The sequence below is a fragment of the Variovorax ureilyticus genome (assembly GCF_050632185.1).
In the GTDB taxonomy this organism is placed as follows: Bacteria; Pseudomonadota; Gammaproteobacteria; order Burkholderiales; family Burkholderiaceae_C; genus Variovorax; species Variovorax ureilyticus_A.
In genome coordinates, this window is sequence record NZ_CP192579.1 from 922,221 (window position 1) to 939,709 (window position 17,489).

Here is a 17,489-nt window from a genome sequence, read left to right on the forward strand (position 1 = left end):
CTAAGCTGCGGGACTCGTTCGGGAAATCCCGCGGAACCGGCTTCGCCGGGCCGCTGGGATTGCCCCCTGCGAGGGGTGGAGAGCGACACGAAGTGCGCGAGCCTGGGGGTGAGTTTCAGATGCAAGGGCGAAATCCTGCAGCAGCCCCGCCATCGGCTTGGGCAGCGGACGTGCGAGCTCGCCGCGCTTGCTGGTCGTCAGGCGCAGGTTGACCAGTGATTCGATCAGCTGCGTGCCGGCCGCGACACCGTCGATCACCGGCACGCCGAGCACCTGCCCGATGTGCTCGCAGAAGTCGGCCATGCCGGCGCAGCCGAGCACGATGGCATCCGAGCCGTCTTCATCGAGCGCGCGGCGACACTCCTCGATGATGCGGTCGCGTGCGCGCGAGCCGGGCGCTTCGAGTTCGAGCACCGGGATCTCGCAGGCGCGTACATTGGCGCAGAAGCGCTTCATGCCATAGGCTTCGGCGAGATGCCATGCCTGCCCGACGGTGCGGCCGAGGGTGGTGACCACGCTGAAGCTGCTGCCCACGAGGCTGGCCGGTGCATGGCCGCTTCGGCGATGCCGACCACCGGCCCGCGCGCCAGTTCGCGCGCCGCCTTGAGGCCGGGGTCGCCGAAGCAGGCGATCACGTAGCCGTCCATGCCGTCCCGCTCGCCGGCGGCGATCTCCTGCAGCAGTCCCGGCACCGCGAGCGCCTCGTCGTAGTGGCTTTCGATCGATGCGGGCCCCATCGAGGGGCTCACGGCGACGATCTCGGTGCCGGATCGCGCGACCGAGCGGGCGCAGGCGCCGATCTTCTCGGTCATGCTCCAGGTCGTGTTGGGATTGATGATCTTGATGCGCATGGGAAAGGCGGAACGGGGTCCGTGGAGTCGGTCGAAAGGGAAATCGCAGGTCAGCGCTTGCGTGCGTTGAGCGCGAGGTAGAAGACGAAGGCGAGCCCGGTGCCGATGAACCACGCATAGTTCGCCGCCGCGTGCAGGTTGGGCAGGAGCACGCACATCACCGGGATCAGCGCGGCCGGGACCATCGCGAAGATGGCGCGGCGGTTGTAGCCGTTGGTGTACCAGTAGTCGCCCTTGGGGCTGAGCGTGTAGAGCGCATCGACGTTCACGCGCTGCCGGCTCACCACGTAGAAGTCGGCGATCAGGATGCCGAACAGCGGGCCGATGAAGGAACCGAGGATGTCGAGCGTGTAGTGGATCACCTCGGGGTTGTTGTAGAGGTTCCACGGCGTGATGAAGACCGAGCCGACCGCCGCGATCATCCCGCCGGTGCGCCAGCTGATCTTCTGCGGCGCGACGTTCGAGAAGTCGAAGGCCGGCGAGACGAAGTTCGCGACGATGTTGATGCCGACGGTGGCGATCATGAAGGTCAGCGCGCCGATCACGACGGCTGTGGTGCTGTCGATGCGGGCCACGGTGTGCACCGGGTCGGTGATGAGCTCGCCGAACACCGGCAGCGTCGCGGCCGAGGTGATCACCGACAGGAGCGAGAAGAACAGGAAGTTGACCGGCAGGCCCCAGAAGTTGCCCTTCTTCACTGCGTCGAAGCTCTTGCCGTAGCGCGAGAAGTCGCCGAAGTTGAGCATCGGGCCGCTGAAGTAGCTGACCACCAACGCGATCGCGCTGAGCATCACCGGCAGTGCGTCCCAGCCGCTGAATTTCAGGCCGCCCAGGCGCATGTCGATGTTGTTCCAGCCGGCCTTCCAGACCAGCCAGCCGCACAGCATCATCATCACGACATAGACGGCGGGACCGGCCCAGTCGATGAAGCGGCGGATGGCTTCCATGCCGTGCCAGAACACGAAGGCCTGCATGACCCACATCGTCATGAACGCGACCCAGCCCAGCGCCGAGAGGCCGACGAAGCCGTGCTGCTGCACATCCGCGTAGGGGGCGAGGTTGGGGAAGAAGTGCAGCGCCAGCAGCATGAAGGCGCCGGAAGCGAGGTAAGTCTGGATGCCGTACCACGCGACCGCGATCAGCCCGCGGATCACCGCCGGGATGTTCGCGCCCAGCACGCCGAAGGACGCTCGGCAGATCACCGGGTAGGGCGTGCTCGTCACCTGGCTCGGCTTGGCGACCAGGTTGCAGAAGAACTGCACGATGCAGATGCCGACCAGGAGCGATACCAGCACCTGCCAGCTCGACAGCCCGAGCGCGAACAGGCTGCCCGCGGTGATGTAGCCGCCGACGCTGTGCACGTCGGACATCCAGAAGGCAAAGATGTTGTATTGGCTCCAGGTCTGCGTCTTCAGCGGGGCCAGGTCTTCGTTGGTGAGACGCGGGTCGTAGCCCGGCTTGATCAGCGCATGGGATTGCGGCTGCGGCGTGGCGATGGGCGCCGGCACCTCGATGCCGACAGAGTGGATGGCGGTGTTCACGGGTTGTCTCCTCGTGGCGGATGGCGGGTTTCCGAACATCGGGTTCGGTTCGTGGTTTGCACCCTATATTTGTATACAAAAAATGGGTGCAAACAAGCGCCACATGTCATTCCGGGATCGGTATTTACCCTCGCTGCCAACCGCGGGGAGGACTGGCAGGCTTCAGTTGTCACAAGGAAGGGCACCCAGGTCACGAGCGCGTTTGTGATGGGCGGACGACCGAAATTCGTGAACTTGTTCCGGTCTATGGGGAACGTAAGAAGAAAGTTAAATGCGACGCCTTGTAACCTTATGTTTACATAGGCACAATGTATTACATGGACGCACGAAACATTTCTAAACCGCAGTGGACCAGTGCCGGCCTTCTGGGACTCTTGCGCGCGAGCCTGCCACCTTCGGAACGCGAGCGCGCCCTGGCTGCACATGCCAATCCGCCGCCCCCGCGCCTCGACAGCGAGCAGCTCACCGAAGTGGCCAGCGCCTGGCGTGATCGCACCTCGTTCGGAGATCTCGGTGCCGAGTCTGTCGCGCAGGCGCTCGAGCTCGTGGCCCGCCGCCGTGCCGAAAAGCACAGCCGTATCCAGGCGATGGGCAAGCGCCTGTCCGACCTGATGAGGTTGCCTTGAGTCGCCTGCATGTCCGCCGCATCGCGCGCCGCCTGGAGCGAATCCGCAGGATGCGATGCCGGACCCTTTCGTCCCAGTTTGTTCAAACCACCCCCAACGCCATGAAAACCCAGAGCGAAGCGATCAGCGAAGGCTACAACGTCGATCTTTCCGGCCCCGGTCGGCCGATGGGAGCGCGCGGCAAGTATCCGAACTTCGAAGTCATCCCGCTCCTGACCGACATGGAAGCGGAACTGCTCAATACCCTGGGCCTGATCCGCAAGCTGCTGATCGAAGGCACGCCGACCAAAGATGCCCAGGACGGCGTGGTGCTGGCAATCGACGGCCTTCTGTCCGTCGCCCGCGCCTGATGCCGGCCGGCGAAGCGTCGAGGAACCGAAGATGAACACCTACCAGACCGCGAACCAGGCCGTCGGCGTTGCCCGCACGTTGAGCAAAAGCTCCGCCTGCACGATCGTCGTCTATCAGGCGGGCGCCGGCAAATACGTCACGGCCCGCCCGACGGATTCCGTCAGCGGGCTCGTCATCGGCGTCTTTCGCAACGGCTATCTGCTGCCCAGCGGGCACCGTGCCTGAGCCCCGGCCCTTTCCTATCAGGACAGCAGGTCGCTGAGCGTGCGCGCGATCACCTTGGTCGCGCGGCGCAGGTCTTCGAGGACCACGCGCTCGTCGTTGCGCTTGGCGTGCGATTCGAGCACCGTGCGCGGCCCCGCGCCGTAGATCACGCCGGGGATGCCCGCTTCGCCGTACAAACGAACATCGGTGTAGAGCGGCGTGCCCATGGCCTTGATCGGTTCGCCGAAGATCGTCTGGCCGTGCTTCTGGATCGCGTCGACCAGCGGCTTGTTGCCCGGCAGCGGCTTCATTGAATTGGCCAGCAGCGTGCGCTTGATCTCGACCGTGATGCCCGGCATCTGCGCCGCACTGTCGGCGATCACCTGGCGGATATTCGCTTCGACCTCGGCGGGGTTCTCCTCGGGAATCATGCGGCGGTCGAGTTTGAACACCACCTTGCCGGGCACCACGTTGGTGTTGGTGCCGCCTTCGATCAGGCCCACGTTGAGGTAGGGGTGCGTGATGCCCTCGACCTTCGAGGTGACTTCCTGGTAGAGCCTGTTCTGGGCATACAGCGCATTGAGGATGTTGACCGCGCCCTGCAAGGCATCGACACCGGTGGTCGGGATGGCGGCGTGGGCCATCTTGCCGTGCACCGCGACTTCCATCTGCAGGCAGCCGTTGTGCGCGGTGACCACTTCGTAGCTGAAGCCTGCGGCGATCATCAGGTCGGGCTTCGTCAGGCCGTTCTTGAGAAGCCAGCCCGGGCCGAGGATGCCGCCGAATTCCTCGTCGTACGTGAAGTGCAGTTCGACGCTGCCCTGCGTGGGCTTGGCGACGGCTTCGAGCGCGCGCACCGCGAACGTGAAGCTCGCGAAATCGCTCTTGCTGACCGCGGCGGCGCGGCCGTAGAGGCTGCCGTTGTCGATCTCGCCGCCGTACGGATCGTGTGTCCAGCCTTCGCCGGGAGGCACGACATCGCCGTGCGCGTTGAGTGCCACGACCAAGCCTTTGCTTGGTCGTTCTCCATCTTTGCGGCCACCGTCTTCGCCGTACCTGCGGCGCACGATCAGGTTCGTGAGGGATTCGAGGCCGTAGTCCTTCACGTCCTGCTCGGGCACCGCATGTTTCTCGGCCTCGAAGCCGAATGCCTTGATCAGTTCCGCCGTGCGTTCCGCATGCGGGGCGTTGTTGCCGGGCGGCGTGTCGGTGGGCACGCGCACCAGTTCCTGAAGAAAGCGCACCTCCTCGTCGAAGTGGGCGTCGATCCAGGCGTCGAGCTTACTGTAGTCGGTCATGGTCTTAATGGGCTTGTTCGGCGGCGAGGTCGTTGAGCAGCAGTTGGAAGGCTTGCACCGCCAGTTGCATGTCGTTGCTGGTGCTCGATTCGAGCGGGTTGTGGCTGATGCCGGAGTTGATGCCGCGCACGAAGAGCATTGCCTGCGGCATCACTTCGTGCAGCTTCATCGCGTCGTGGCCCGCGCCGCTGGGCATGCGAAAGAGAGGCACGCCGAGCGTATCGACCGCCTTCTCCCACCGCTTCTGCCATTCGGGTGCGCTGGGGGCGGCGGCGGCGCGCATCGTCTCTTCGAGCGTGTAGCGCACGCCGCGCCGCTCGCAGATTTCCTTGAGAGCGTTCACCACGTCGTCGGTCAGCGCGTCGCGCTGGGCATTGTTGGGCGCGCGCAGGTCGAGACTGAACCTGCAGCGGCCCGGCACGACGTTGATCGAGCCACCGGGGACTTCGAGCATCCCGACCGTTGCAACCGAATCACCGTCCTTGGCGGCGCGCTTCTCGGCGAAGAGGATCAGTTCGGCGACGGCGGCTGCCGCATCGCGGCGGCGGTCCATCGGCGTGGTGCCCGCGTGGCTCGCCATGCCGATGACTTCGCCGACGAAGCGCACGCTGCCGTTGATGGAAGTGACGATGCCCAGCGGCAGATCGAGCTCGGTGAGCACCGGCCCCTGCTCGATGTGCACTTCGACGAAGCCGAGGTACTTCGACGGATCGCGCTGCAGCTTGGGAATGTCGTCGTCGTTCAGGCCCGCGTTGCGGCGCGCTTCGCGCATCGTGATGCCGTCGGCGTCCTTCTGGTCGAGCCACGTGGGGTGGAAGTGGCCGATCAGTGCACCGGAGCCGAGGAAGGTCGCCTTGTAGCGCTGGCCTTCTTCTTCCGCGAAGCCGACCACCTCGAAGCCGAAGGGGAGGCGGCGGTTCTGGCGCTTGAGCTCGCGCACGCAGGCCATCGGCACGAAGATGCCGAGCCGGCCGTCGTACTTGCCTCCGTTGCGTACCGTGTCGTAGTGCGAGCCGGTGAGCAGCGTCTTCGCGCCCGGGGTCGCGCCGTCGTAGCGGCCGACCACATTGCCGACCGCGTCGATCTCGACATGGTCGAAGCCAGCCTCGCGCATGTCCTGCGCGATCTGCTGCGCGCAGGCGCGGTGCGCGTCAGTCAGGTAGGTCACCGTGAGCTGGCCCTTCTCGGCGTAGCCCGGATCGGTGTGCACCGAGAGCTTCTCCTGCCAGTCCCACACTGCATTGCCGAGCGACGGTTCGACACCGAACTTGTCGTCGAGCCGGATTTCGGCGATGCGATGGATGTTGCGCAGTGCCTCGCCGAGTTCGAACTCCCGATGGTTGTGCAGCCGGCGCTCGAAGGTCTCGATGATCTCCTGCTTCGAGAGCCCGGTGCCGCGCGGACCGCGCACCGCGAGGATGAAAGGGAAGGTGAACTTGGCGTTGTAGTCGGCGTTGAGCTGCTGGATCTTCGCGAACTCCTCGGGCGTGCACTGCGTGAGGCCTGCCTTGTTCTGTTCGTTGGTCGATTCGGCCGTGAGGTTCCTGGCGACCATTGCCTTGCCCGCGAGTTCGGGGTGGGCGCGGATCAGGCCGAGCTGCTCTTCGCGCGACGCACCGGCCACGGCCTGCACCAGCGCGTGCTTCAGATGCGGCAGCGAGCGGAAGGGGCGAGCCTTGGCCGCGCGCTCCGCGATCCAGGGCGAGTGCTCGTAGACGCCGTCGAGCAGCCGGGCGAATTCGGCGCCCGACGCGGCGTTCAGTTGGTCGATGGTGAGGGCCATGTCGGTCTCCGTTTCAGGCTGCGGCGTAGGGGTGCGTTGCCTTCCAGTGCCGCGCGATATCGACGCGGCGGCAGACCCAGACGCGGTCGTGCGTGGCGATGTGATCCAGGAAGCGCTGCAGCGCGGTGATGCGCCCCGGGCGCCCGAGCAGGCGGCAATGCATGCCGATGCTCATCATCTTCGGGGCCTCGTCGCCCTCGGCGTAGAGCGCGTCGAAGGTGTCCTTCATGTATTGGAAGAACGGGTCCGCATGCGAGTAGCCCTGCGGCAGTGCGAAGCGCATGTCGTTGCAGTCCAGCGTGTAGGGCACGATGAGCTGCGGCACCACCTCGCCGCTGGTCTTCTGCACCTTCATCCAGAAGGGGAGGTCGTCGCCGTAATAGTCGCTGTCGTATTCGAAGCCGCCGTAGTCGGCCACCAGTCGGCGGGTGCGCGGGCTGTCGCGGCCGGTGTACCAGCCGAGTGCGCGCTCGCCCGTGAGTTTCTCGATCGCCTCCATGCCCAGGCGCATGTGTTCGCGCTCGGTCGCTTCGTCGATGGCCTGGTAGTGGATCCAGCGCCAGCCGTGGCAGGCGATCTCGTGGCCCAGTTCCTTGAAGGCGGCCGCGAGGTCGGGATAGCGCTGCAACGCCATGCCGACGCCGAACACGGTGAGCGGCAACTGGCGCTTCTCGAATTCACGCAGGATGCGCCACACGCCCGCGCGCGAGCCGTATTCGTAGATGCCTTCCATGCTGATGTGGCGCTCGGGGTAGCTCGCGGGATTGAACATCTCCGAGAGGAACTGCTCGGAACCCGCGTCGCCATGCAGCACGCAGTTCTCGCCGCCTTCCTCGTAGTTCAGCACGAACTGCACGGCGATGCGTGCGCGGCCCGGCCATTGCGCGTGCGGCGGATTGCGGCCGTAGCCGACGAGGTCGCGCGGGTAGGGAAGGGTGGTGTCGTAGATGCTCATGGGTGTTCACGCCAATGCGAGGCTGATGTCGTGGGTCGGGACCTTGCGGTCGAAGGTGAGATTGGCCTCGACGTTCTCGAGGTGCTCGGTCATGAGGCGCACGGCTCGTTCTTCGTCCCGTGCGGCGAGGGCCTTCACGATGTCGGCATGCTCGTCGTTCGAGTGCTCGGCGGCGCTGGCGCTCTGGTACATCAGCGTGATGAGTGCGCAGCGCGAGATGAGTTCGCCGAGGATCTGCGCCAGCACGGCATTGCCCATGAGCTCGGCCATGCGAACGTGGAAATCGCCGAGCAGCTCGGTGCGGCCCGAGATGTCCTCGCCGGAGACGGCGGCCTTTTCGAGCGCCACATGCTCCTTCAGCGCCTTGATCTTGGCCGGCGTCACGCTGCGCACGAAGGCGCGCGTCATTTCGGCTTCGAGCATGCGGCGCACCGCGAAGACCTGCTTGGCCTCGTCGACCGCCGGCGCCGCCACGAAGGCGCCGCGCGCCGGCTCGAGACGGATCAGCTTGTTCTGCGAGAGCTGGAACAGCGCCTGCCGCACCAGCGTGCGCGAGACGCCGAAGTGATCCGCGAGCTTCTGCTCCGCCAGCTTGCTGCCCGGCTGGAGCCGGTGCTCCACAATGGCCTTGGTGAGTGCGTCGACGATGGCGCGGGTGGTGGTCGATTCCATGGTTTTTTCATGATAGACCGAAAGCCAATAACTGTATACACTTTTGTCGACCGAAATTTCCCGAATGCACTGAAGGAGCGAATCCATGGGCCTGAGCACCCACGTACTGGACACGATGCATGGCACCCCCGCGGCCGGCATGGAGGTCGCGCTGTACACCACCGATGGCACGGGCGAGGACGCGCGCGCCACGCTGGTGCGGCGCTTCACCTTGAACCTGGACGGCCGCAGCGACGGTCCGCTCTATGACAACACCTCCCTCAAGACGGGGACTTACCGGCTGGTGTTCGACGTCGCCGGCTACTTCAAGGCGCGTGGCGTGAAGCTGCCGGAGCCGAACTTCCTCAATCGCGTGTCGCTGGACTTCGGTATCGCGCACGCCGACCAGCACTACCACGTGCCGCTGCTGGTGAGCCCCTGGAGTTATTCGACTTACAGAGGATCTTGAAGATGACCGGCTCTGTCGTGGGAACACCGTGGAACCGGCTTCGCCGGGCCACTGGTGTTGCCCCCGGTAGGGGGTTGGCGCAGCGACACGAAGTGCGCGCAGCCTGGGGGCGAGCGACTTACAGCTGGCCTTCGCTCAGGGTGTCGAGCTGGAAATGACCGTCCTCATCCCACAGCCAGGTGTCCGTCCAGGTGACCTTGCCAAGCCGCGTCGGCGCGGGGAAAGGCTGGGATTCAAGCACGGTCTTCTCGATCTCCGCGATGACCTCGGGCGCGTGCTTCGGCGCACGCATCCAGTGCATCGAGAGCACCTTGCCGCCGGCGTCGAGATCGACCTGCAGCGTACCGACCGCATAGAGTATCGGCGGCAGTTTGCCTTCGTAGATGCGCCTCTTGTTGAGCAGGTAGACATAGCGCGCCGCATCCTTGCGGTAGTCGCGCGCGGTCGTTGCGTTCGACGGCGTCGGGCGCGGGCGATTGCCGTCGCCGCGCTCGGGCGTCGCGTTGCTGAGCTGGCCGGGGACGGCGCCGGGCGAAGTGGTGCCGCAACCGGCGAGCCACAGGCTGGAGAGGAGGGCCCCCGCCAATGCGAGGCGGCGCGGCGTGATCTGGAAATTCATCGGCGCGGTTATACCGTGGCCGCGATGGGGCGCCGAAACCGGAGGTATCGCCGATGACGGGCGCGGTCGACCGACTCCTTGCGCAGTTGAAGGACCAGCCCGGAATCCTGGTGCAGGTCGAGTCCACGCAGGGCTCCGCGCCGCGCGAGGCCGGCACGTGGATGGCCGTCTGGGCCGACGGCCTGACCGCGACCATCGGCGGCGGGCAACTCGAGTTCCAGGCGACCGAGGAAGCGCGAGCCTGGCTTGCGGGCGGGCCGGCCATCGAAGGCATCCGTCGTTATCCGCTCGGCCCGAGCCTCGGGCAATGCTGCGGCGGCGTGGTCTTTCTCTCGTACCGCCGCATCGATGCCTCGGACGCGCAGGCGCTGCAGTCCGAGTTGCTCGCGCACCTCGAGCCGGTGGCGTTGTTCGGCGGCGGCCACGTCGGCGCGGCGCTGGCGCGGCTGCTCTCGACGCTGCCGTTCTCGGTGCGCTGGATCGACAGCCGTGACGGCGTCTTCCCGGATGCGCTGCCCGCACAGATCGAAACCGAATACTCCGACCCGGTGCAGCAGGCGGTCGCCGATCTGGCGCCCGGCTCGCGCGTACTGATCATGAGCTTCAGCCATGCCGAGGATCTGGACATCGTGATCGCCTGCCTCAAGCGCCTGCGCGAGCGCGACGACCTGCCCTACATCGGCCTGATCGGCAGCAAGACCAAGTGGGCCACCTTCCGCCATCGCCTCGAGGCACGCGGTTTCACGGCGGCCGAGATGGATCGTGTGACTTGTCCCATCGGCGTCCCGGGCATCACGGGCAAGGAACCGGAGGTCATCGCTGTGGCAGTCGCGGCACAGTTGTTGCAATCCCTGTATTCCGAGTGAAGTGATCAGGGTTTTCCTGCACGCATCTCAGTGCCCGGATCCCATGATTTTCCTGCAAAAGTGTATACACTCGAGTTCACAAGCCGCAGCGGAGCGAGGAGCCTTCAGGAGCCTTTCGTTCGCGGCAATCACTCTGCTTACAGCGCCCGCAGTGGTGAGCAGGCCGGAACACCACGGCGTTCCTCCACGCCGTAAGGGTTGAAGCCAATGGAAAGCTATTACCTCGACTGGGCCAATCTGCTGCTGCGCTGGGTCCACGTCATCACTGCGATCGCCTGGATCGGTGCCTCGTTCTACTTCGTGATGCTGGACAACAGCCTCGAGAAGCCGCAGGACGCCGAGTCATTGGACAAGGGCGTCGGCGGCGAGCAGTGGGCCGTGCACGGCGGCGGCTTCTACAACATGCAGAAGTACGCGCTGGCGCCGAAGAAACTGCCCGATCACCTGCACTGGTCGTACTGGGAGAGCTATTCGACCTGGCTCACCGGCTTCGCGCTCTTCACGGTCTCGTACCTCTGGAACGCCAGCACCTACCTGATCGACAAGTCGAAGATGGACTGGCAGCCCGGCGCCGCGATCGCGGTGGCGCTGGCCTTCTTCGTCGTCTTCTGGATGGTCTACGACGGCATTTGCCAGATCTTCGGCCAGCGCAAGAACGGCGACACCATCGTCGGCGTGCTGGTGGCGATCTTCATCGCCTGTGCGGCATGGCTCGCCTGCCATTGGTTCGCGGGTCGCGCGGCCTTCCTGCTGGTGGGCGCGATGATGGCGACGACCATGAGCGGCAACGTGTTCTTCTGGATCATCCCGGGCCAGCGCAAGAACGTCGCGGCGATGCGCGAGGGCCGGCCGGTCGACCCGATCCACGGCGCTCGCGGCAAGCAGCGCAGCGTGCACAACACCTACTTCACGCTACCGGTGCTGTTCGCGATGCTGAGCAATCACTACAGCTTCACCTACACGAACAAGTACAACTGGATCGTCCTGCTGCTGGTCATGCTCGGCGGCGCGGCCATCCGGCAGTTCTTCGTGGTGCGGCATCGCTTCAAGCTGGGCAATGCGCGCAATCCGCTGCCGTATGCGCTTTTCGGCATCGCGGTGCTGGGCCTGACCATCGTCTGGATGAAGCCCGAGCCCGCCGCCGCTCCCGCACCGGGCGCCGCCCCCCAGAAGGTCTCGTTCGGCGAGGTGCAGAAGGTGTTCGAGCAGCGCTGCTACATGTGCCACGGCGCGCAGGTGCAGATGAAGAACGTGCGGCTCGACGCGCCGGACCAGGTGGCCGCGCATGCGCAAGCGGTGTATCAGCAGGTGGTGGTCACCAAGATCATGCCGATGAACAACGCGACGGGCATCACGGATGCAGAGCGCGCCTTGATCGCCAAGTGGTTCGAAGGCGGCGCGAATACGAAATAACCCCCAGGCTGCGCGCACTTCGTGTCGCTTCGCCACCCCCTGCTGGGGGCGGGCCGGCCGCTTCGGGCGGCCGGGCGCGGCGGCCCCTGGGTATTGCGGCGGGGGAGGGGATACTGGTCGTTTACGGAGACAAGGGAAATCATGAACCCGCTGAACACATCATCCGCCCCGAGTCCGCAGCGCGCGCCGCGCGAATTCCTGGAGCATCTCTATCGCGTCGCAGTCGAGCGCGCCCTCCCGCTCGCGAGCATGGGGCCGTGCCTGCCCAAGCCGCCGAAGGGCCGCACGCTGGTGCTCGGTGCCGGGAAGGCGGGTGCATCCATGGCGCAGGCGCTCGAGGCGCTTTGGCCCGCTGATGCGCCTCTGTCGGGCCTGGTGGTCACGCGATACGGGCACATCCCGCCGCGTCCCGACGGGCTGCCGCAACGCATCGAGATCGTCGAGGCTGCGCATCCCGTGCCCGACGAAGCCGGCATGAAGGCGGCCGAGCGCATCCTCGCGCTCACGCAGGGACTCACTGCCGACGACCTCGTGCTGTGCCTGATCTCCGGCGGCGGCTCGGCCCTGCTGACGCTGCCGGCCGAAGGGCTGACGCTCGCCGACAAGCAGCGCATCAACAAGCAGCTGCTCGAATCCGGCGCCCACATCGGTGAGATGAACTGCGTGCGCAAGCACCTGTCGCGCATCAAGGGTGGCCGCCTCGCGGCGGCCTGCGGGCCGGCGCAGGTGGTCACGCTCACCATCAGCGACGTGCCGGGCGACGATCCGGCGGTGATCGCGAGCGGCCCAACCGTGCCCGACGCCACCACCTGCGCGGAGGCGCTCGCGATCCTCGACCGCTATGGCATCGAAGTGCCCGCCGGCGTTCGGGCCGGACTCGAAAGCGGCGCACTCGAAACCCCCAAGCCGGGCGACCCCGTGTTCAGGCATCACGCCACGCACCTGATCGCGACGCCGCAGGAGTCGCTCGAAGCCGCGGCCGCCGCGGCGCGCGCCGCCGGCATCGGGGCGCACATCCTGAGCGACGAGATGGAAGGCGAATCGCGCGAAGTCGGCAAGGTCCACGGTGCGCTGGCGCGCGCAGTGTCCATGCGCGGCCAGCCGTTCGCCCGGCCCTGCGTGATTCTTTCGGGGGGCGAGACGACCGTGACCATACGCCCGCGCCAGCCGGGCCGACCCAAGGGCCGGGGAGGCCGCGCCGGCGAGTTCTGCATGGGCCTCGCGGGTGCACTCGCCGGTCGCGAGAACGTGTGGGCGCTGGCCGCCGACACGGACGGAATCGACGGCGTCGAGGACAATGCCGGTGCCTTTGTGACGCCCGACACGCTCCGCCGTGCGCAAGCCGCCGGCCGCAAGCTCGCGGATCACCTCGATCGCAACGATGCCTATGGCTACTTCGAGGCGATCGGGGACCTGCTGGTGACCGGACCGACGCACACCAACGTCAACGACTTTCGCGCACTGTTGATCCTGTAGTCTGCGTTTGTCGTCCGGGTGGGGCAATGGGCATGTTTCCTCCCTGACCGAACAAGAACGCCGACCAGATGAACCCATCCCGCCCGGGGCTCGCGTCCCATCCCGCCCCGCGTTGGGCTTCCGAACTCGGTGTGAGGTTCCGCCGCTACCTGCCGCTGAAAGTGGTCGGCACCACGGCGTGGACCTGGGTCTTCTTCATCGGCTATTTCCACCTGCTGCGCGAGCCGGTGGGTCAGGTGACGGTGATGCCGCTCACCGCGCTGGACCGCTGGATCCCTTTCCAGCCACCGGCGCTGATCGCGTACTTCTCGCTTTGGGTCTATGTCGGGGTGGCGCCCGGGCTGCAACTCACGTTCAGGGAACTGCTGTCCTATGGCCTCTGGGTCGGCGCGCTGTGCCTGACCGGGCTCGGCTTCTTCTATCTCTGGCCGAGCCAGATCCCGACGATTCCCAAGGACCCGACGGATTTTCCCGGCTTCGAGATCCTTCGCGGAGTCGATGCCGCGGGCAATGCCTGCCCCTCGATGCACGTGGCCGTGGCGATCTTCACCGCCATCTGGGTGGACCACATCTTCAGGGCGGTGCGTGCGCCCGCGTGGCTGCGGGCCGTGAACGGCGCGTGGTTCCTCGCGATCGCCTATTCGACGCTCGCGGTCCGCCAGCATGTCGCGCTCGACGCGGTCGCCGGCGCCGCGCTCGGCATCGCGTTCGCGGTCCCGTCGCTGTATTGGCGGCCCCGCGCGACGCCGGGCCTGCGCACTGGAGCGGATATCATGGAAATGCATGGCCAGCGGGTCGATCGCGGCCTTCCCAGGAGGGGTTGAGCCACCGCAGCAACCACCAACATTGCCATCGGCGGGACCGGTCGATGGACAGAACATGACGACTGACACCGCACAAATGAGTTCGCTCAAAGAACTGCAGGACCTCATCCACGAAAAATATGGCATCGAGCCTGCGGAGCTCGACCCGAACGCTTCCATGCGCGAGAAGGGATTCGATTCGCTGGCGCTGGTCGAATTCGTCTTCGCGATCGAAGACCGCTTCGGCATCAGCATGCCCGACGACGATCCCACGATCGACACGCTGGCCCAACTGGCGGCCGTGGTCGACAAGACCAGAGCCTCGCAATCGGCGTGAGCGAAGTCGCCGTCACGGGGCTGGGCATCGTCTCGCCGCATGGCGACGATCCCCAGGCCATGTTCGATGCGCTGATGCGCGGCGAGTCGGCGCTGCGGCCCGTCTTCCCCGAACTCCCCAGACCGGCCGCCGCGGCCACCACCGCATTCGACGAATTGCGCTGGTTCACCAAGCTTCAGCTGGCCGGGGTCGACCGGGTCAGCCAGCTCGCCGTGGCCGCCGCCGATCTGGCGATGCGCGATGCCGGGTATGGCGGCAAGGCCGCCGATGTGGACCCGGAGCGCATCGGCGTGTTCGCCGGCTGCGGCATGGGCGGTGCGACGGCCTTGGAGACGGCCTATCGTGGCAACGGGCGCGTGCCGCCGCTGACCATCCCGGCCTTCATGCCGAGCGCGCCGGCCTCGCACGTGGCGATGCGCCAGGGCGTGCATGGCCCGGTGCTGACCTACTCGGTGGCCTGCGCGTCATCGAGCCTCGCAATCGCCGAAGCCGCGAAGGCCGTCCGGCGCGGCGAGGTCGACGTGGCGATCGCCGGCGGCAGCGAAGCGCTGATCGTGCCCGGCGTCGTCCTCGCATGGCAGGCGATGCAGACGCTCGCGGCGTTCGCGCCCGGCGAAGAGGCGGCGGCGGTCCGTCCCTTCGCGAGCGACCGCAGCGGGTTTGCGCTCGGCGAGGGCGCGGCGTTCCTGGTGCTCGAATCCGCGGAGCGCGCCCGCCATCGTGGCGTCCGTCTCCACGCCCTCTTGACCGGCTGGGGCCAGAGCTGCGATGCCACTCACCTGACCAAGCCCGATGCGCCCGGCCAGTCGCGCGCGCTGCGGCAGGCCTTGCGGCAAGCGGGATTGCAGCCGCGCGACATCGGCTACTGCAACGCGCATGGCACGGCCACCCGCATCGGCGACGTCGTCGAACGCGATGCGCTGGCGCAGGTCTGGGGTGACGATCTCGATCAACTGCGCGTCAGCTCGACCAAGGCATTGCACGGGCACCTCCTCGGCGCAGCCGGCGCGCTCGAGGCCGCCATCACCGTGCTGGCGCTGCAACGGCGCGAGCTGCCGCCCAACGCAAACTGCGCCGAGATGGACCCGGCGTGCAGCCTGAACCTCGTGCCGCAGGCCGGCGCGGCGGCGCCTCGGCTCGAAGCGGCGATCAGCAATTCATTCGCCTTCGGCGGCACCAACTCGGTCCTCGTCTTCGCTCGCGCTTGAGCGACCCGGTTCGGTTTGCGGGGATGCGGGGCTAAACTGCCCCGGCCTTTGCAACTCGCAACTGGAGTCAACATGATGGGACGCGTCGTCGCGCTGGTCTTCGCAGTGCTTCTGTCGGCTTGTGCCGCCACACCCACGGTCAAGACCGATTTCGATCCCGGTGTGAACTTCTCGCGCTTCAGGACCTACAGCTGGGTGACGAAACCCGACGGCGGGTCGCCGCTGATGCAGCAGCGCATCGTCGACGGCATCGACTCGCGCCTGCAGGCCCGGGGGTGGAAGCTTGTTCCCAATGGCGACGTCCACGTGGCCGCGCATGTGACCAGCCAGGAGCGCCAGGTCTTCAACACGACGAGCGTGGGCTACCTCGGCTGGGGCGGCTTCGGCCCCGCCGCGCCGAACTCGACGACGACGGTCGACGCCTTCGAGGTGGGCACCCTCGTCGTCGACCTGTTCGACGGTGCCACCAAGCGCGGGCTGTGGCGCGGCACCGCGAGCGGCACCTTGCAGGACGACCCCGCGCGCATGAACGCGATGCTGCAGACCGCGCTCGACAAGATGTTCACCGGCTTCCCGCCGGGCAGCGCGCCGGCCAAGTGATCCCGTGGCGCGTTCCGGCGCGTCGTTTTCAGATCCTCTTCGCCTCGAGGTCCTGCCCGATCTGCTGCGCCGAGCCGAAGGCCAGCGTGAAGCCCAGCGCGCCGTGGCCGGTGTTGAACAGCATGTTCGACGGTGCGCCCGCCACCTTGCCGACGATCGGCACGCCGGTCGGCGTCGCGGGCCGCATGCCGGTCCACGGATGCAGCGATTCCATGCGGCTCGCCTTCGGGAACACGGCGCGCGTGGCTTCCGCGAGCGTGTCGATGCGGGTCGCGGGGATGCTCGCATCGTGGCCGACGAGCTCTGCCATCCCGGCCACACGCAGGCGCGAACCGACGCGTGCGAAGACCACCTTGCGCGCGCTGTCGGTCACGTTCACGCGCGGCGCGGCCTCCGGCGCCGGGTCCACGTCCACGGTGATGCTGTAGCCCTTCAGCGGATAGACCGGCAGGTAGGCGCCGAGCTGCGCGCCGAGCTGGTGCGACGCCGTGCCGAGCGCCATCACGCAGACGTCGGCGGGCACATCGCCGCCGGAAGTCCGGACCGCGGCCACGCGGCCCGCGCGCAGGTCGAATCCGCTGACCTCGGCGCCAAGGACGAAGCGCACGCCCCGCGCGCGCAGCGCCTGGGCGAGCTCCGTGCACACCTTGAGGCAGTCGGCCGCGCATTCGCTCGGCGTAAATATCGCGCCGGCAATCTGGCTGCGGTAGTCCGCAAGCGCGGGCTCGATCCCGACGCATTCGTCCGGCGTGACCAGCCGCTGCTCGCTGCCCATGGTGCGCTGCAGCTCGAGCTGCCGCCGCGCGCCGTCGAGCGATGCCGCATTGGTGTACAGCACGAGCTTGCCGGTGGCCGAGAAGTCGCAGTCGGGCTCCACGTCGGCGCGCATCGCCTCGAAGGCCGTGCGGCTGCGTGCGGCCAGCGCCAGCAGCCGCACCGTGGTCTCGCGTGAGGTCCGGGCGTTGCACGCGGCGAGGAAGGCCAGCCCCCACCGCCATTGGAGCGGATCGAGCTGCGGCCGCAGCTTCAGCGGCGAGGAGGGCGACAGCAGCAGCTTGGGCAACTGCTTCCAGATGGAAGGATCGGCCAGCGGCTGCACGTACGAGTAGCTGAGCTGCGCGCCGTTGCCGCCGCTCGCGCCGGCGCCGGGCTCCGCGCGGTCGATCACGGTCACTTCGTGGCCCTGTCGATTCAACTGCCACGCGGTGGCCAAGCCGACGATGCCGGCACCGAGCACGCACACGTGCATGACGCATTCCTCTCCGTTGTCCTGGATGCGCCGACTCTAGGTCGCACCGCCGCACGCGGGAAATGCCAAAAGCGCCGCAGCCCATAGCCAAAGCTCATGGGATACCCTGACCATAACTTTTGGACATGGGCGTCGCAGCAAAAGGAATTGTGATCGGCAGGCCATTGCTTCCTACACTCCGTTTCACAT

Annotated in this window: 18 protein-coding genes and 1 pseudogene; 11 read left to right on the forward strand and 8 right to left on the reverse strand. The window is 66.8% G+C overall.

The annotated features are described in order from the left end of the window. A pseudogene (locus tag ACQ858_RS04455) lies at positions 1-851 on the reverse strand (aspartate/glutamate racemase family protein). A 50-nt stretch (positions 852-901) separates the two neighbouring features. Further along, a complete protein-coding gene (locus ACQ858_RS04460) occupies positions 902-2,431 on the reverse strand; it encodes an NCS1 family nucleobase:cation symporter-1 (protein WP_431275591.1) in 1,530 nt (509 codons plus the stop codon). Between the two features lie 278 nt (positions 2,432-2,709). On the opposite strand from ACQ858_RS04460, the gene ACQ858_RS04465 reads away from it, so the two are divergent. From ACQ858_RS04465 to ACQ858_RS04475, 3 genes are read left to right on the forward strand one after another with little or no spacing between them, the layout of a single operon-like run. Next, positions 2,710-3,018 carry a hypothetical protein gene (locus tag ACQ858_RS04465; RefSeq protein ID WP_431275592.1) on the forward strand — a complete coding sequence of 103 codons (309 nt, stop codon included), beginning with the start codon at positions 2,710-2,712 and terminating at the stop codon, positions 3,016-3,018. Beyond that, entirely contained in the window at positions 3,015-3,368 is a 354-nt protein-coding gene (locus ACQ858_RS04470) for a hypothetical protein (RefSeq protein WP_431275593.1), read from the forward strand. Before ACQ858_RS04465 ends, ACQ858_RS04470 begins: the two co-directional genes overlap by 4 nt. A 31-nt stretch (positions 3,369-3,399) precedes the next feature. Continuing rightward, on the forward strand, positions 3,400-3,594 hold the full coding sequence (locus ACQ858_RS04475) for a hypothetical protein (protein WP_431275594.1): 195 nt from the start codon (positions 3,400-3,402) through the stop codon (positions 3,592-3,594). Between the two features lie 17 nt (positions 3,595-3,611). Here ACQ858_RS04475 and ACQ858_RS04480 read toward each other — a convergent pair whose 3' ends face one another. From ACQ858_RS04480 to ACQ858_RS04495, 4 genes are read right to left on the reverse strand one after another with little or no spacing between them, the layout of a single operon-like run. After that, entirely contained in the window at positions 3,612-4,871 is a 1,260-nt protein-coding gene (locus tag ACQ858_RS04480) for a M20 family metallopeptidase (protein WP_431275595.1), read from the reverse strand. A gap of 4 nt (positions 4,872-4,875) precedes the next feature. After that, positions 4,876-6,654, reverse strand: a complete 1,779-nt coding sequence (gene uraD, locus ACQ858_RS04485) for a 2-oxo-4-hydroxy-4-carboxy-5-ureidoimidazoline decarboxylase (RefSeq protein ID WP_431275596.1) — start codon at positions 6,652-6,654, stop codon at positions 4,876-4,878. A 13-nt stretch (positions 6,655-6,667) separates the two neighbouring features. Further along, positions 6,668-7,609 carry an allantoinase PuuE gene (puuE, locus tag ACQ858_RS04490; protein ID WP_431275597.1) on the reverse strand — a complete coding sequence of 314 codons (942 nt, stop codon included), beginning with the start codon at positions 7,607-7,609 and terminating at the stop codon, positions 6,668-6,670. A 6-nt stretch (positions 7,610-7,615) separates the two neighbouring features. Beyond that, positions 7,616-8,281, reverse strand: coding sequence for a GntR family transcriptional regulator (locus ACQ858_RS04495; RefSeq protein WP_431275598.1), 666 nt, complete (start codon positions 8,279-8,281; stop codon positions 7,616-7,618). Positions 8,282-8,366: 85 nt separating this feature from the next. On the opposite strand from ACQ858_RS04495, the gene uraH reads away from it, so the two are divergent. After that, positions 8,367-8,729 (forward strand): hydroxyisourate hydrolase, encoded by a 363-nt coding sequence (gene uraH / locus ACQ858_RS04500; RefSeq protein ID WP_431275599.1) that lies wholly within the window; start codon positions 8,367-8,369, stop codon positions 8,727-8,729. A gap of 118 nt (positions 8,730-8,847) precedes the next feature. Here uraH and ACQ858_RS04505 read toward each other — a convergent pair whose 3' ends face one another. Beyond that, entirely contained in the window at positions 8,848-9,348 is a 501-nt protein-coding gene (locus ACQ858_RS04505) for a hypothetical protein (protein WP_431275600.1), read from the reverse strand. A 53-nt stretch (positions 9,349-9,401) separates the two neighbouring features. On the opposite strand from ACQ858_RS04505, the gene xdhC reads away from it, so the two are divergent. From xdhC to ACQ858_RS04540, 7 genes are all read left to right on the forward strand, one after another. Next, entirely contained in the window at positions 9,402-10,214 is an 813-nt protein-coding gene (gene xdhC / locus ACQ858_RS04510) for a xanthine dehydrogenase accessory protein XdhC (protein ID WP_431275601.1), read from the forward strand. A gap of 207 nt (positions 10,215-10,421) precedes the next feature. Beyond that, positions 10,422-11,627, forward strand: coding sequence for a urate hydroxylase PuuD (locus ACQ858_RS04515; protein WP_431275602.1), 1,206 nt, complete (start codon positions 10,422-10,424; stop codon positions 11,625-11,627). Between the two features lie 141 nt (positions 11,628-11,768). Continuing rightward, a complete protein-coding gene (locus ACQ858_RS04520; protein WP_431275603.1) occupies positions 11,769-13,103 on the forward strand; it encodes a glycerate kinase type-2 family protein in 1,335 nt (444 codons plus the stop codon). 68 nt (positions 13,104-13,171) lie between these two features. Further along, a complete protein-coding gene (locus ACQ858_RS04525; RefSeq protein WP_431275604.1) occupies positions 13,172-13,927 on the forward strand; it encodes a phosphatase PAP2 family protein in 756 nt (251 codons plus the stop codon). Between the two features lie 55 nt (positions 13,928-13,982). Further along, on the forward strand, positions 13,983-14,243 hold the full coding sequence (locus ACQ858_RS04530; RefSeq protein WP_431275605.1) for an acyl carrier protein: 261 nt from the start codon (positions 13,983-13,985) through the stop codon (positions 14,241-14,243). After that, positions 14,240-15,451, forward strand: coding sequence for a beta-ketoacyl-[acyl-carrier-protein] synthase family protein (locus ACQ858_RS04535; RefSeq protein WP_431275606.1), 1,212 nt, complete (start codon positions 14,240-14,242; stop codon positions 15,449-15,451). Before ACQ858_RS04530 ends, ACQ858_RS04535 begins: the two co-directional genes overlap by 4 nt. Before the next feature lie 75 nt (positions 15,452-15,526). Further along, on the forward strand, positions 15,527-16,051 hold the full coding sequence (locus tag ACQ858_RS04540; RefSeq protein ID WP_431275607.1) for a DUF4136 domain-containing protein: 525 nt from the start codon (positions 15,527-15,529) through the stop codon (positions 16,049-16,051). Positions 16,052-16,079: 28 nt separating this feature from the next. Here ACQ858_RS04540 and ACQ858_RS04545 read toward each other — a convergent pair whose 3' ends face one another. Beyond that, complete coding sequence (locus ACQ858_RS04545; RefSeq protein WP_431275608.1) at positions 16,080-17,300, reverse strand: D-amino acid dehydrogenase; 1,221 nt, start codon at positions 17,298-17,300, stop codon at positions 16,080-16,082. Positions 17,301-17,489: the final 189 nt, after the last annotated feature.